The organism is Salinimicrobium maris (assembly GCF_049680855.1).
Classification (GTDB): domain Bacteria; phylum Bacteroidota; class Bacteroidia; order Flavobacteriales; family Flavobacteriaceae; genus Salinimicrobium.
Genome location: NZ_JBMPGS010000003.1, coordinates 345338 through 358977 on the forward strand (window position 1 = coordinate 345338; position 13640 = coordinate 358977).

11 protein-coding genes are annotated in these 13640 nt (G+C 38.1%); 7 read left to right on the forward strand and 4 right to left on the reverse strand.

The features are described from left to right. Positions 1-13: 13 nt before the first annotated feature. A complete protein-coding gene (locus ACOV1Q_RS12055) occupies positions 14-2410 on the reverse strand; it encodes a sensor histidine kinase (protein ID WP_424494644.1) in 2397 nt (798 codons plus the stop codon). A 377-nt stretch (positions 2411-2787) separates the two neighbouring features. Between ACOV1Q_RS12055 and ACOV1Q_RS12060 the strand changes: the two genes are divergently transcribed. From ACOV1Q_RS12060 to ACOV1Q_RS12070, 3 genes are read left to right on the forward strand one after another with little or no spacing between them, the layout of a single operon-like run. Then, complete coding sequence (locus ACOV1Q_RS12060; RefSeq protein ID WP_424494645.1) at positions 2788-3930, forward strand: hypothetical protein; 1143 nt, start codon at positions 2788-2790, stop codon at positions 3928-3930. A gap of 38 nt (positions 3931-3968) precedes the next feature. Beyond that, positions 3969-5594, forward strand: a complete 1626-nt coding sequence (locus ACOV1Q_RS12065; RefSeq protein WP_424494646.1) for a BCCT family transporter — start codon at positions 3969-3971, stop codon at positions 5592-5594. 9 nt (positions 5595-5603) lie between these two features. Beyond that, positions 5604-6461 (forward strand): universal stress protein, encoded by an 858-nt coding sequence (locus tag ACOV1Q_RS12070; RefSeq protein WP_424494647.1) that lies wholly within the window; start codon positions 5604-5606, stop codon positions 6459-6461. A gap of 2 nt (positions 6462-6463) precedes the next feature. Here the strand turns inward: ACOV1Q_RS12070 and ACOV1Q_RS12075 are convergent, their stop codons facing one another. Then, entirely contained in the window at positions 6464-7147 is a 684-nt protein-coding gene (locus ACOV1Q_RS12075) for a site-2 protease family protein (protein WP_424494648.1), read from the reverse strand. Positions 7148-7522: 375 nt separating this feature from the next. Between ACOV1Q_RS12075 and ACOV1Q_RS12080 the strand changes: the two genes are divergently transcribed. Further along, the gene (locus ACOV1Q_RS12080; protein ID WP_424494649.1) at positions 7523-8449 is read left to right on the forward strand and encodes a hypothetical protein; all 927 of its coding nucleotides are present in this window, start codon (positions 7523-7525) and stop codon (positions 8447-8449) included. 234 nt (positions 8450-8683) lie between these two features. Here ACOV1Q_RS12080 and ACOV1Q_RS12085 read toward each other — a convergent pair whose 3' ends face one another. Continuing rightward, the gene (locus ACOV1Q_RS12085; RefSeq protein WP_424494650.1) at positions 8684-10234 is read right to left on the reverse strand and encodes a hypothetical protein; all 1551 of its coding nucleotides are present in this window, start codon (positions 10232-10234) and stop codon (positions 8684-8686) included. A gap of 377 nt (positions 10235-10611) precedes the next feature. Here ACOV1Q_RS12085 and ACOV1Q_RS12090 point away from each other — a divergent pair, with 377 nt between their 5' ends. The 3 genes from ACOV1Q_RS12090 (at position 10612) to ACOV1Q_RS12100 (ending at position 13197) form a co-directional block, all read left to right on the forward strand. Then, on the forward strand, positions 10612-11196 hold the full coding sequence (locus ACOV1Q_RS12090; RefSeq protein WP_424494651.1) for a sensor histidine kinase: 585 nt from the start codon (positions 10612-10614) through the stop codon (positions 11194-11196). 1 nt (position 11197) lies between these two features. Beyond that, complete coding sequence (locus tag ACOV1Q_RS12095) at positions 11198-11857, forward strand: DNA-binding response regulator (RefSeq protein WP_424494652.1); 660 nt, start codon at positions 11198-11200, stop codon at positions 11855-11857. A gap of 365 nt (positions 11858-12222) precedes the next feature. Further along, on the forward strand, positions 12223-13197 hold the full coding sequence (locus tag ACOV1Q_RS12100) for an NAD(P)-dependent alcohol dehydrogenase (RefSeq protein WP_424494653.1): 975 nt from the start codon (positions 12223-12225) through the stop codon (positions 13195-13197). 35 nt (positions 13198-13232) lie between these two features. Here the strand turns inward: ACOV1Q_RS12100 and ACOV1Q_RS12105 are convergent, their stop codons facing one another. Continuing rightward, the gene (locus ACOV1Q_RS12105) at positions 13233-13637 is read right to left on the reverse strand and encodes a DoxX family protein (protein WP_424494654.1); all 405 of its coding nucleotides are present in this window, start codon (positions 13635-13637) and stop codon (positions 13233-13235) included. Positions 13638-13640 lie beyond the last annotated feature (3 nt).

Consider the following 13640-nt stretch of genomic DNA (forward strand, 5'->3'; position numbering starts at 1 on the left):
ATTGTCACACCCCCTACCCTGATACTTCTAGATTGCCTTTTATTTCTTTATGCTTTTCTGCGCTCATAGGTAGGGTGAAATAGAATTCAGATCCCTTGCCATATTCACTGCTCACTTCAATAACCCCGTTATGACGATCAATGATTTGCTTGGTAAGATATAATCCCAATCCTAACCCACTTATCCCCTGAGTATTTTCTGCACGATAAAACCGAGTGAACAGCTGGTTCTTTTGCTCCTCTGTAAGACCTATCCCCTTGTCTCTTACACGCACAGTCACGTTATTACCTACTACTTCTAAATTGACATAAATTGCATCTGCTTTGGGGGAATACTTTATCGCATTGGTTAAGAAATTCAAGATCGCCTGTTCAATACGCTGCTTATCTCCTTCAATATAAGCAGTGGTGCCTCCTAAAGTTTCTACGATTTTGTGGGTTTTTGTGGAGTACCTGAAAGTTTCAATAATCTCCTGTAGCATTTCTTTAAGATCAAACACCTCCAGAGAAAAGTCCAATCTTCCGGCTTCTATTCTGGACATATTGAGCAAATCTTCTACAAGAGTATTTAATTTATCGACTTGATAAAGTGATTTTTTTAGAAAAAGTGCCGACATCTTTTCCTTTTCTGTTTTCGCCAGCACCTGCAAATAACCTTTGATTGTCGTAAGAGGTGTTTTTAGCTCATGGCTCGCCAGTGCTATAAATTCATCTTTTTTATCACTTAGGGACTTTACCTGCTCAAAAAGCCTGGAATTATCAAGAGAAACTGCGGCTTGCGCAGCAATGTTCACAACCATTAATTCGTGTTCTTCAGTGAACATTCCTTGATCAGGATGTTCATATACTAGTCCTCCAATGACCGCTCCAGACTTTGAAACTACTGGTACGGCCAGATAACTCCTCATACCGGAAGATTCTTTTGGCGTTCCATCGTAGATATTATTCTCATCAGGACTCGAAGTTTTTGTAATATCACTTAGGCGAATTACCTGCTTATCTACCAGTGTGCGTCTAATTACTTCAGTTTGACCGAGCTTTTTCATATTCGCAATAGTCTCAGGCGGCAACCCGGCAAGTGTGAATAGCTCAAAGCTGTCTCCATTATCATCTACATTGTTATAATAAAAAGCACCATAAGCTGCACCGGTTAATGTAGTAGTGGCATCTGTCACCCGTTGTAGAATTCCTTTAACATCCAGATGCTCAGAAATACTTTTCCCTATGGTATTTAAAGTCTCCAGGTTTTTAATATAACTTTCCATAGCAATCTGTGATTCCACCTGTGCTGAAATATCCCTGGCTACTTTTGAGGCACCAATGATATTACCCCGCCTATCTTTTATTGGAGAAACAGTGATGGAAACAGGTATTTCTTTACCAGATTTATGACGTCGGATCGTTTCAAAATGATCAATTTTACTTCCACTCCTTATTCGGCCGAGAATTACATCTTCTTCCATCAGTCTTTCCTCGGGAATAAGCATCGTAATAGATCTTCCTATAGCTTCTTCTTCAGAATAGCCAAATATCTGTTCCGCTCCTCGGTTCCAACTCATGATGATACCTTCTAAATTTTTACTAACGATGGCATCATCCGACGATTCAACTATAGCCGAAAGCATCGCCTGCTTTTCTTCTACATTTAACCTGTCTGTAATATCTCTTGCTACCTTTGATGCTCCCACGATCTTCCCATGAGCATCTTTGATAGGTGATACGCTTACAGAAATAGGAATTTCCCGGCCACTTTTGTCAATACGAATAGTATCTATATGATCTACCCTTTTCCCATTTCTAATGTTGGAAATAATATCCTTTTCTTCACCCAAACGGTTTTTTGGAATTAAGAGAGTGATATGTTGACCAAGTGCTTCACATTCGGAATAGCCGAAGATGCGTTCGGCTCCATGATTCCAGCTGGTAATAATTCCATTTAAATTTTTACTTATAATGGCATCATCTGAAGATTCCACGATAGCTGAAAGTGTAGCCTGCTTCACATAATCCTGCTGTTGCTCGGTTATATCTACAAGAGTGTTGCAGCTACCGGTTAATTCATGCCTCTCATTAAACTGTGGTTGCGGAAAAACCAGAAGGGTTCTAAAACCACCGCCGGATTTCTCAATTCGAATAGAGATATTTTTCTGAGCAATTCCAGTTTTCAAAGTCTTAGCCACGGGACTTTCTTCCACGGGCATGGGAGTACCATCGGGATAATACATTTTCCAGGAGCCACACCAAAGTTCCTTACCTACAATGGGCTTCCTGCCCCAAAGTTCCGCTGCCGCTTTATTATAGTAGGTTATGATACCATCGGCTTCACAAGTGTAAAATGCAACAGGAGAATCTTCAAACATTTGCTTAAAGTTAACATGTCTACTTTCCCTTTTCCCCGCTACTTGTTTCATATCCTTTTCCATTATTTTCTATACAGAACGGAATAAATAATCCTAACTATTAACTTAAAATCTTGAATCCAAAGATTAAAGATAGAACATCAAATTTCCATTTTATGAAGAGACCAACCAATCTTATAACTCCTTTAACATTTCAAATGCTCATTAGGCTATTTTCTTAAATTTTCCATAATTTTTACCGTGTTTCTTGCTAAATCACGGTTTTCATGTCCAAATTTTCAACCTTGAATTTTTAAGAGCCAAAGCGAATTAAAGGTTAAGTTTTGAATACTTGACAAGATGGGCAAAACCACTTAACATTATTTTATCACAATATAAAATGACTTCCCATTCTTAAATCCTAATTTTAAAATACCAATTGATTAGGTATGGATTTAGAAATTAAACATCTGCTTATCTTATTCCTTCTTATTACAGGAGCAGTATTTATAGATGAGGTCAATGCTCAGGAAGCCCCACAAGTTTCGGTTGGTGGTGCCCTTCGCTTTAACTATAACCTTTCCTCCTGGAAGCCGGAGCAGAAAACAAGAGGTGGAGACTTTGGATATGATATGTTTAGGATCAATGCCAATGCAGCTTATCAAGGGATTTACCTGAACGCTGAATACCGTTTCTATTCTGAGGCTTTTGGTGGAGGAATGCTAAAACAGGGCTGGTTTGGATATCGCTTTAGCGAAATTGATGAAATACAACTGGGGCTTACGCAGGTGCCATTTGGAATTCAGCAGTATAATTCCAATAACTGGTTTTTTAATCTCTCCTATTATGTAGGGCTGGAGGATGATCACGATATGGGGATCAAATATATTCACCTGGGAGAAAAAACAGAATACCACCTGGGCTTTTTCAAAAATGCAGAAGAATTGAGTTTTGGGAATATTTCAGAAATTTCTCCTGCCAGATATTCTTATGACGTGGCAGGCAGAAATAAAGAGATTAATCAATTTAATGGAAAGTTTATTTTCAAATTCGGGGAAAACTTCCAGCAAAGATTAGGAATTTCCGGTCAATACGGAAGCCTTTACAACCTCGATACTAAAGAAAAGGGGGACCACCATGGATTAGCTCTGCACTACGAAGCTACTTATCAAAAATGGAATCTTAAAGCGGAATTTATGAACATCGCCCACAATCCCATTAATACAACCGGCGCTTCCCGGGAGGTAATTTTAATGGCAGCTTATGGAGCACCCTATGAAGTTGCAGCAGACTTCAATATGTATACTCTTACTCTTTCAAGAGCTGTACCTGTAAAGTGGGGTCCGGTTTCAGCGCTGCAGTTTTACAATGATTTTGGATATATGCAGAAAGAAGTAGAAGATTTTGAAGATTCTGCGATGAATGTGACCGGCATACTTGTAACTGCAGGGAATATATACACTTATATTGATTATGCTGCCGGTTTTAACCATTCCTGGTTGGGCGGAAATTATGTGGATGATTTTAGCCGTGGAACTCCAGGTGCGAATTGGGAGGCAAGGTTCAATATTAATATTGGGTATTATTTTTAAAAATCACAAAGAACTACTTAGAATTAAAAACACATTTTATGGCCAAAAAAATTGTTAGAAGCGACGAAAGAAAATCCATCATGGGATTGGATGTGAATGGACCGGTGTTCTTTACTTCTTCCATTTTCATAATAATTAGTATTGCTCTCACTCTTATTTTCGAGGAACAGGCTGAAAATTACTTCAATGAAATTCAGGATTTCATTTCTAACACAGTGGGCTGGTTCTTCGTGCTGTGTGTAAATGTCTTTCTCATATTCGTTCTTTATCTCGCGTTTAGCAAGTATGGCAATATTAGGATAGGCGGAAAAGACGCTCGCCCGGAATTTAAAACCCTCTCGTGGTTTGCGATGCTTTTTAGTGCGGGAATGGGAATTGGATTATTGTTTTGGAGTATAGCAGAACCGGTAACGCATTTTATGAATCCACCTTTAACAGAGGGAGGAACTCCTCTTGCAGCGCAGGAGGCCATGAATTTCACCTTTTTGCATTGGGGATTTCACGCCTGGGGAGTTTATGCTCTTGTCGGTCTTTCCCTTGCTTATTTCACTTACTCCCACGGACTCCCATTGACCATTCGTTCGGTATTCTATCCACTCCTCGGCGATAAGATCTACGGGAAGAGAGGAGACATTATTGATATTTTTGCAGTTCTGGCAACCCTTTTTGGATTAGCAACATCGCTGGGGCTGGGAGTACAGCAAATAGCCGCAGGTCTGGCCCATGTTTTTGGCCTAAGCAGTGGAATTGTCACACAAGTCTCTTTAATAGCGGGAATTACTCTAATTGCCACAGCTTCAGTAGTACTGGGTGTAGATAAAGGGGTAAAGTTTTTAAGTGAATGGAATATGCGAATAGCAGTATTATTATTGCTACTGGTAGTTCTTCTGGGACCTACTATATTTATATTTCAGTCCTTTGTTCAAAACACAGGGAATTACTTTTATAGCTTTTTGCAAATTTCGACCTGGACAGAAAGTTATACTGGGGATAACTGGCAAAATGCGTGGACAGTTTTTTACTGGGGCTGGTGGATCGCCTGGTCTCCATTTGTGGGAATGTTCATTGCCCGTATTTCAAAAGGACGCAGCATTAAAGAATTTATCCTCGGGGTGCTTATCGTCCCTTCTCTTATCACTTTTTTCTGGATTACTGCCTTCGGAAGTACTTCAATTCAACAGGCTTTATTAGGAGATCAGGCTGTATTTAATGCAGTAGATGATAATGTAGCGACGGCCTTGTTCGTTTTTCTTGAAGATTATCCTTTTGCCGTGGTACTTAATGTTATAGGGGTGATTCTTATCGCAGGATTTTTCGTTACCTCCTCAGATTCCGGTTCGCTGGTGGTGGATAGTCTTACTTCTGGAGGGAAAATCGATGCACCTGTAGGACAAAGAATATTCTGGGCTGTTGCCGAAGGTACGGTGGCGGCGGTTTTGCTCATTGGCGGAGGTCTACAGGCTTTGCAGACGGCCTCTATAGCAACAGGACTTCCCTTTGCCTTTATTCTTCTGTTCATGTGTTACTCCCTTTATACTGCCCTGCGGGACGAACATCAGCAATTTGAAGAACGTAAAGCCCAAAAGGAATGGGAAAGTTACGAGGAAAGGGTGGCAGACATCATCAAAAAACGTGGCACCGGAAAATCCAATCCTAATCAATAATTTACACCTATGAAAACATATAAAAACATACTTGTTGCACTAGACCTTTCAGATCTTGATGAAGTACTCATTAAATATGCTTCTTTCATTGCAGATAGATTAAAAGCCGAAAAAGTATATTTTGTCCATAACATCAAAAAATATGAAATTTCAGAACTTTTTGAAGAACAACTTAAGGACGTTAATCTTGATGAAGCCATAGGTGATGAGCTTAATGAAAAGGTTCAGGAGCATTTTAAAGCTAATGTAGAATGGGAAGTTTTAATTTCTGAAGATCCATACAGTGAATCCCTGATCAAATATGTAGTTGATAAATACCTCATTCAACTAGCCATAGTTGGAAATAAAAAACATGAAAAAGGTACAGGTTTAGTAAGCAGCAAGCTACTACGCCTTTTGAGGTGTGATCTTTTAGCAGTGCCACGAGCCGCGAAGCCAAGAATTGAAGAAATCTGGGCAGGAACAGATTTTTCTCCCGAATCTCGAAAGGTTTTTAATGTTACCAGGGTCTTGCAGGAACAAGACGGTACATCATTGAAATTAGCTCATGTTTACAGTGTACCGGTGCAATTCTCTCCATATGTTTCACCTGAGTCGATGGCTCCCAGAGTAGAAAAACATGTGAAAGAGAAAATAGAAAAGTATATTAAAAAAGTGAACTACACAGGACCTATTGAACCTTTGACATTCTTAGGAAGAGAGTCTGGTGCTGCACAAAAATTGATTGCCAACATCAAAAAATCAGATGCAGACCTGCTAGTGATATCAGATAAAGGTGGTAATACCTTCTCCCCTTTTGCGGTTGGAAGCGTTACAGAAGAAATCTTTAATGCAAACTTTGGGGTGCCTTTGTGGGTAACAAAATAGAACTAAAGTGGAATTCTGGGGTAATTATGCACTTCCCTTTCCTTTCCGTCCTTAATATTTATAATTCTACTGGGCCTTGAGTACTGAGCAATTTCTTTCGCTTTATCAAAAGCTTCCTCCTCATCCCGGAAGCCCTGGATAAATTCACTTTCGTGATTAAGAACATGCCATTCTTCTTTTTCAGCATTCCATTGCACGCGGAAGGTTTTTTCGGTGATAATGGAATGTTTACCCCTTAATAAATCGAGCATAATTTTTCCATCGCTGTAATTACCATCTGGATATGGCATGGGGAGAAGTGCAAAAAAAATGTAATAGAGGGAAAAATAAGTGAATTGATAGGTGAAAATATTTGTTTCTATTAATTGTTGTTCCACCAGCATCATTACAGCAAGTACGCTTATCAAGTTAAAAAGGCTACCACCTCCAAAAATAAGTATATTTGCCCATTTTCTTTTTACTTTAAGGTTTTCAAAAGTACAGAGTCCATACCAAAAATAATATTTACGCACCTCGAGCATTCCCCAGCTGAAAATTGGTTTTCCTGTACCAATACTTACCTTTATATTTTTGCCACCCATTAGCCAGGCAAAGAATACGTGCCCCCCTTCATGAAGAATAGAGATCAACGGCATTACCAGAAAAAAGGCAAGAAAAAACTTGGGGATATCACTTATTCCAAACATGAGGATGTTTTCTGTATTATGTGAGAGATTCAGGCTTAACCAAAGACAATTGTCCTGCTACTTCTTCTGAAAATCAAACAAAACCAATTACAAAGATTAATAAATTGAGTAATCCCAGAAAGTGCTTTAACAGGTTTTAGGATTTAAACCCCAGTCATATCATGAAAAAAATCACGAAAATAAATGCTGAATTCATATCCCAGAACCTTGCCCCTTATTCATCTCTATAACGGCCATTTCCTGCACAGAAAGCATATCTTTTAGGTAATCTACAAATCCTGAAATTTCAGAAGATCAGGAAGAAACAACAAAAAGGTAGGCACAACCAAATTGTATAAATTATATTTACATACATTTCTTTTTCAAAAAAATTTCATGAGACGAAAAATGCACCTTTTATTGTTACTTCTTGGATCTTCTATCTTTGGGCAGGAATTATTAGATATTCATCATACCTCTTTAGCAGAATATATTCAGGCAGAAGAAGAAATGGAAAGCGTAAGAATCCCTGAACCTTTTAAATTCGTTAGTATTACAGGACATGCACCTCCAATCCAGTTTCTTCGAGAAGACAAAAGCGGCCTTGAAATACTTTCAACTTATTCTTATAGAGCCAGTGACTCTACGTTGACCGATGTTATTTATGAATGGGATGAAATGAGACATTCTAAAAAAGCGACTTTTAATGAAAGAAAGCGCAAGAGCTTTCAAAAGGTTATTATAGAAAAGTTTAAGGATCTGGAAAAATCAATGACAGCATTATATGGAGAACCCGATGTGGAAGAAAAGCTCTCCCGGCACATTCAATCAGGTGCCAAAGCGGCTTATAAAAAGAAAATTGAGTGGCATCCAAATGACAGTACCAAAATCATTTTATCTACAGAACTATTGAAACGAACGGGATTATTAAAGATAGAGCCGTCTCAAAAAATGCGGCTTCACATGTGGAATCCTTCCAAAAAGCAAGAGGAGAATAGATTCGACATTTTATATAACCTATCATACGAATTTTTGCAGGTATTAAAGGAAGGAAACATGGAGGATGCAAAATTCTTCTTCTCAGATTCAGTCCGAAGAATGTTGACAGACAAACAGGTAAAGACATTAATGAACAACCTGGACAGCACCCACGAGACTGGCATCATGTCCATAAATAATTATCCCGGACCTGACGGAAGCGGCTGGGCAACTTTCACCCTGGGTTATAAAACCGACAGTTCGGAATTTGAAAAAGAGTATTTGAAGATCATTTTTGATAGTGAAAATAAAATTGTTGGGGTTAAACAAATGAACAGCAGGTAAAAAGCAAAATTTGTGTGCATTTTCACATTTTCAACAGAAAAGAATAGCTTTCTTCACCAAAAATGACTTTTTGAAGCCTCTTACCAATTATTTTTTGCTTCTCATACTTATAAAAAAGCCTTCGAAATCTTTCCAATCCCAATTTTAGCTCAAGAAGAATAAATTGATTTAAAAAGCCGCCTAGAAATGCCATTTTTGACACCTTAGGCGGCCCATTTTTCAAGCTACCTGAGTTTACGTAGTGCTTAAGAGATTGCCATTGGCATCATAAAATTCGGTTTTATAGATATTCCCGTCTGCATCTTTGTATTCCAGTTTATAAGAATTGTCATCTTCTGAAATGGTTTTCCAAATGGAAGATCCATCTTCAGAAAAGGTGATTATTTCATATAAAAATTCTTTATAATAAGTTTCTACCACATGAGGATCTCCATTTTCGAAAAAGGAAATATACTCGCTAACGTAATCGCCTTCAGTTATTTCAAGTCGGGTAACCTCTTCATTTTCATCATAAAAATAAATATCTTCCCTTTGGTTTCCATCGTTTTTTACCAGAATTCGAACAGATTTCTCGAGGGTATGATCTGCCCGGTAGAAAAAGTCAAATTCCTGATATCCTCGTGCGTCCGTTCCATATTGCTTTTTAATCTCCCCTGCCTCATTGTATTCATATTGCATATGAACCAAAACGTCCTCCTCATTCGTACCCGTTTTAGTACTGTAGCGAGTTTCGGAAATTTTGTTTCCTGCTTCATTTAAGACATATACTTCTCTCAAAATAAAATTTCCATTATGGTCATAGTAATGCATTTCTGTCACCCTGTTTTCTTCATCAAAGGCCACAAATTCTTCTGTAGATGAGGCAGGTCCGTCGGCAGGAGCATGATAGGAAAACGCCTCGATCTGGTGATCTTCAGCATAGGCTACCTGAACCCGAACAGATTGAATTATGACTCCGTTTTCTGAATAGACACGATCAAAACTTGTAGGCTGGCCAAATTCATTATAGGTGTGGTAAGTAATCTCATGAATTAACCTGTTGGGGCGTCTTTCATACTTGTATGACTTTAAAAGTTTTCCTGACTCATCAGTTTCATGCACCCAGTATATTGCTGTTCTTGGAATACTATTGTAGGTCTCCAGGGTGGGAATAAAATATTCAAATGCGAAATCCTGAGATTCATACGGTTCTCCTAAAGATTCGGAAAGATGCTCTCCTGCATCGTTGGGGTAAACAGGTACGAGATTTGAACCGGTTGCTTCATTGACCTCAGCCACAATATCGCCCAGAATCTTTGTAATGGACTGAGTGAAATCAATTTGTGCCACCGATATTGCATCGGCTACCCCAGCTTCAATGGTGATTCCATTAGAGGGGTCATTGTCTGCATCAAGACTTTGTAAAAATGCAGCAATATTTAAAACTTCCAAAGAAGCTACAGAAGCATTTGATGTGGAAGCAATCTTGACAGGACTCATCACTGAAGATGCTTCGGCACTCCCCAATGCAATATCACCTACAGAAAAGGTTACCAACTCCCCATCCAAATATTTAAATTCTCCTTTAGAATTCGTAGTTCCCGATTGAGTAGGAGTGGTATAATTTAATCCTGCCACTTCCGAATCTATGAAGACTCCAGTTTGTACAGTCTCCTCTCCCCCCGGGTCAACTGGCGTGTCGTCATCCTCCGGCGAACAGCTAAATAATAGCGAAGCCAAAAACAGGAGTGACAGAAAATTAAAATTTTTTCTTGTTCTGTTGGAATTGAAGAAATTACATTTCATAAGTCAGGTTTAAAAATTGAATTTAATTATGTTCAGAAAGCTTTTCTATGGCTTCTGAATAACTTTGGAAATGTATAAACCAAAACAACCTAAAGAAATCCCCTTTTTTAGGTATATTTTAAAAACAGTATTCAATCTTTCCACCAGAATTTCACATTTCACATGAAAATTATATTTCTGAAAATCTTCTCCACCCATTTAGATTTGAATTCTTGCCATAAACGAAATGCATTTGCTTCAAAAAAAGAAACTTATCTGGGATATTCTTTTCTACAATAACCATCTTCAAAAATGGCATTTTTTGATGGTAGACCCTTTTCAGCAAAACCGGAAATTTCAAAAATGCCTAATAAGCAACGGCAGATAATTTTACTTTTTTGAAATTCACTGAAATTGACAGGGTTTCCTATTTTTGCGCCATGATAAAGAACCTTTTTCAAGTACTTGGACTGGTGATTCTTCTTATCTCTTGTCAAAATAATCCGGAAAAAGAAATCAGGGAACAGGGAAAGGATCATGCCACTTATCTTTACGAGAAGAGTAAAGAAACAGAAAACATTGAAGAAAAACTGACAGGTGTGAATTTTAAAGATGATCTACATAACATGTTATCTCAAAGCGTCCCAAAGGATGTAAAGCTGTACCTGGTTGGATATGACAGCATTTCCTGGTTAGAAATAAGTTCGGAATCTAAAATAGTCCTCCACCGTATCCTGCAGGAATTGATGGTAAACATGAAGAAACACAGTAATGCCTCTATGGTTAGCTTAAATTTCCAGGAGCAATCTTCTATACTGCAAGTTAACTACAACGACAATGGCAGAGGATTCTCTTCAACTGAATTAAAAAATGGCAACGGACTCAAAAATGTGGAAAACCGTATTGTTTCTATTGGAGGTTCTTTTAATTTCCCCATTGAAAAAAGCACCGGTATTTCCATACAACTATTAATTCCTTTCTAGAATGTTCAAAAAAGTTCTTATCGCAGAAGATGTAGATGCTGTAAATACTGCATTACCGGGATTCCTTTTAAAAATGGGTGTCAAGGAAGTGGTTTATTCGCAGTATTGTGATGAAGCTTATGTGAAAAGTAAGAAGGCCGCTTTGGAAAACACCCCATATGATCTGCTTATTTGCGATCTCTCATTCCGACAGGATCACAGGACTGAAAAGATTGCCTCTGGAGAAGAACTTGCATTTATTATAAAAAGAGAAATGCCAACCGTTAAAGTTATCATTCACTCCATAGAGGATCAACCTGCACGTGTTAAGAAAATAATGGCTTATGTAGATGCCTACGTTTGTAAAGGACGTAACGGTATGAATTACCTGAAACAAGCTGTAGAAACTGTTTACGAGGGAAAAACTTATCTGTCTCCGGATATTCAGCAAACACTTCAAAATAAAAATATCACAGAATTATCTGTATATGATTTATCACTTTTAAAACATTTGGCCCAAGGCTGTACACAGGAAGAGATAAGCAATCATTTTAGAACAAAAGGAATGGCTCCATTCAGCAAAAGCTCGATAGAAAAGAAACTTAAAGATCTAAGGGAAGAGTTTGGTGCAAGAACAAATCCACAGTTAATCAATATTGTTCTAAGCCTGCATTTAATTTAACTTACTCCCTCCACTTCAAAGTATCAATAGAAACACTTTCGCAAACCATTGCCCTTGAATTCATTATAAATTGTTTTGATTTATTAGAGTCTTGTTTTTTCTCTAACAAAAAGTATTTTAGGTTCCTGAATCGATTTTTTCCTGTATGACCTTTGCAGATCATAATATCTTTCTGATTCTATTTATATTATAATTAGCGTGAAAGACATATCTGCTCCTTCAGTTTTGAAATATAGGTGCACACCAACTTAAGCATAGTATTAGGTGTTGTCGTAGACCATAAATTTTTTTGTGTATTTTTTCCCCATTCCTATCTATTTCATCCATGTGTTATAATATCAGAATAATAAATAAAAGATTAAGGAATGAAAGCAATGATTACAAAAGGATACGGTGCACCAAGTGTGCTTGAGCTTAAAGAGATAGAAATTCCCAAACCCGGTGCTGATGAAGTACTGGTTAAAATAAAGGTTTCTTCGGCTACAACTGCAGACACTTTGATGCGGCAGGGAAAGCCTTACTTCGCCAGGTTATTTCTGGGGTTAAAGAGGCCCAAACATCCCGTACCAGGAACGGGGTTTGCCGGTACAGTCGAAGAGGTGGGTTCTAAAGTCTCCAGATTTACAGTTGGAGAGCGCGTTTTTGGAGAAACCACTCTGGGTTTTAGTGCCAATGCCGAATTTCTAACGGTTCCTCAAAATGGGGTAATTCTTTCTATGCCCAAAGCAATGGAATACACAGAAGCTGCAAGCTTCGGTGATGGTCATTTAACCTCTTTTAACTTTCTCAAAGAAGTAGCAAAAATACGGGCTGGCGATAAAATTTTGATAAATGGTGCTTCTGGAGCTTTAGGCACTTCTGCAATACAATTAGCCAAATATTTTGGAAGTTATGTCACCGCAGTATGTAGTGGCAAAAACGCTGAATTGGTGAAATCTTTGGGTGCAGATAAAGTTATAGATTATAATCAGGAAGATTTCACAAAATCTAAATTAAAATATGATATTATCTATGATAGCGTAGGAAAAAGCTCTTTCGGGAAATGCCGTAAAGTTCTTTCTGATAATGGTGTTTATCTTTCCCCGGTGCTAAAATTATCTCTCCTTATCCAAATGCTGAAAACCTCAAAATATCATAAGAAAAAAGCCATTTTTCAGGCCACTGGAACAAAGAGTGATGATAAGCTGCGCTTCCTATTAAATGCTGTTCTTGACATTTATAAATCGGGAAAGCTCAAAACCGTTATTGACCGGCAGTTTCCCTTAGAATTACTTTCAGAAGCACATCAATATATAGAAACAGGGCACAAAAGAGGAAACGTGATTATTGTTCATACCTAACTTATAAAACTACCTGTATCCAGAGACTGAAAGATTTAAACAGGTCGGGCTTTGCGCTCAAAAGTTCCCGTGGGTTCCCAGTTGCTTAACTTGTGAAAACTGAAATAGGAAATCGCCAGAATTGCCATTAATATTATGGGTGGCAGAATATTTAATCCAAAACCATCTACGGCCCATAAACTGATAAATGCAAAAATAAAGTCAAAGGTGAAACCGGCATAGCCCCATTCCTTCAGGCGCTTTGGAATTTGCGGTAAAATGAGTATTAGCGCACCTAATACCTTAAAAATGGTTAAGGCCATTCCAAAGTATTCAGGATAACCTAAATGCCTTATCCCTTCTTTAGCCATTTCTGTATGGCCGGTTAAAGCCGGCATCACTCCCTGAAACAGGAATAAAAATCCTGTTGTAAGCCAGAAAATAAATTTCAATTTTTTCATTCT

Excerpts from the sequence above, each read along its gene's own strand:
- ACOV1Q_RS12055 (WP_424494644.1), bottom strand. The coding sequence starts at position 2,410 with ATGAAACAAGTAGCGGGGAAAAGGGAAAGTAGACATGTTAACTTTAAG.
- ACOV1Q_RS12060 (WP_424494645.1), top strand. The coding sequence starts at position 2,788 with ATGGATTTAGAAATTAAACATCTGCTTATCTTATTCCTTCTTATTACA.
- ACOV1Q_RS12065 (WP_424494646.1), top strand. The coding sequence starts at position 3,969 with ATGGCCAAAAAAATTGTTAGAAGCGACGAAAGAAAATCCATCATGGGA.
- ACOV1Q_RS12070 (WP_424494647.1), top strand. The coding sequence starts at position 5,604 with ATGAAAACATATAAAAACATACTTGTTGCACTAGACCTTTCAGATCTT.
- ACOV1Q_RS12075 (WP_424494648.1), bottom strand. The coding sequence starts at position 7,147 with ATGTTTGGAATAAGTGATATCCCCAAGTTTTTTCTTGCCTTTTTTCTG.
- ACOV1Q_RS12080 (WP_424494649.1), top strand. The coding sequence starts at position 7,523 with ATGAGACGAAAAATGCACCTTTTATTGTTACTTCTTGGATCTTCTATC.
- ACOV1Q_RS12085 (WP_424494650.1), bottom strand. The coding sequence starts at position 10,234 with ATGAAATGTAATTTCTTCAATTCCAACAGAACAAGAAAAAATTTTAAT.
- ACOV1Q_RS12095 (WP_424494652.1), top strand. The coding sequence starts at position 11,198 with ATGTTCAAAAAAGTTCTTATCGCAGAAGATGTAGATGCTGTAAATACT.
- ACOV1Q_RS12100 (WP_424494653.1), top strand. The coding sequence starts at position 12,223 with ATGAAAGCAATGATTACAAAAGGATACGGTGCACCAAGTGTGCTTGAG.
- ACOV1Q_RS12105 (WP_424494654.1), bottom strand. The coding sequence starts at position 13,637 with ATGAAAAAATTGAAATTTATTTTCTGGCTTACAACAGGATTTTTATTC.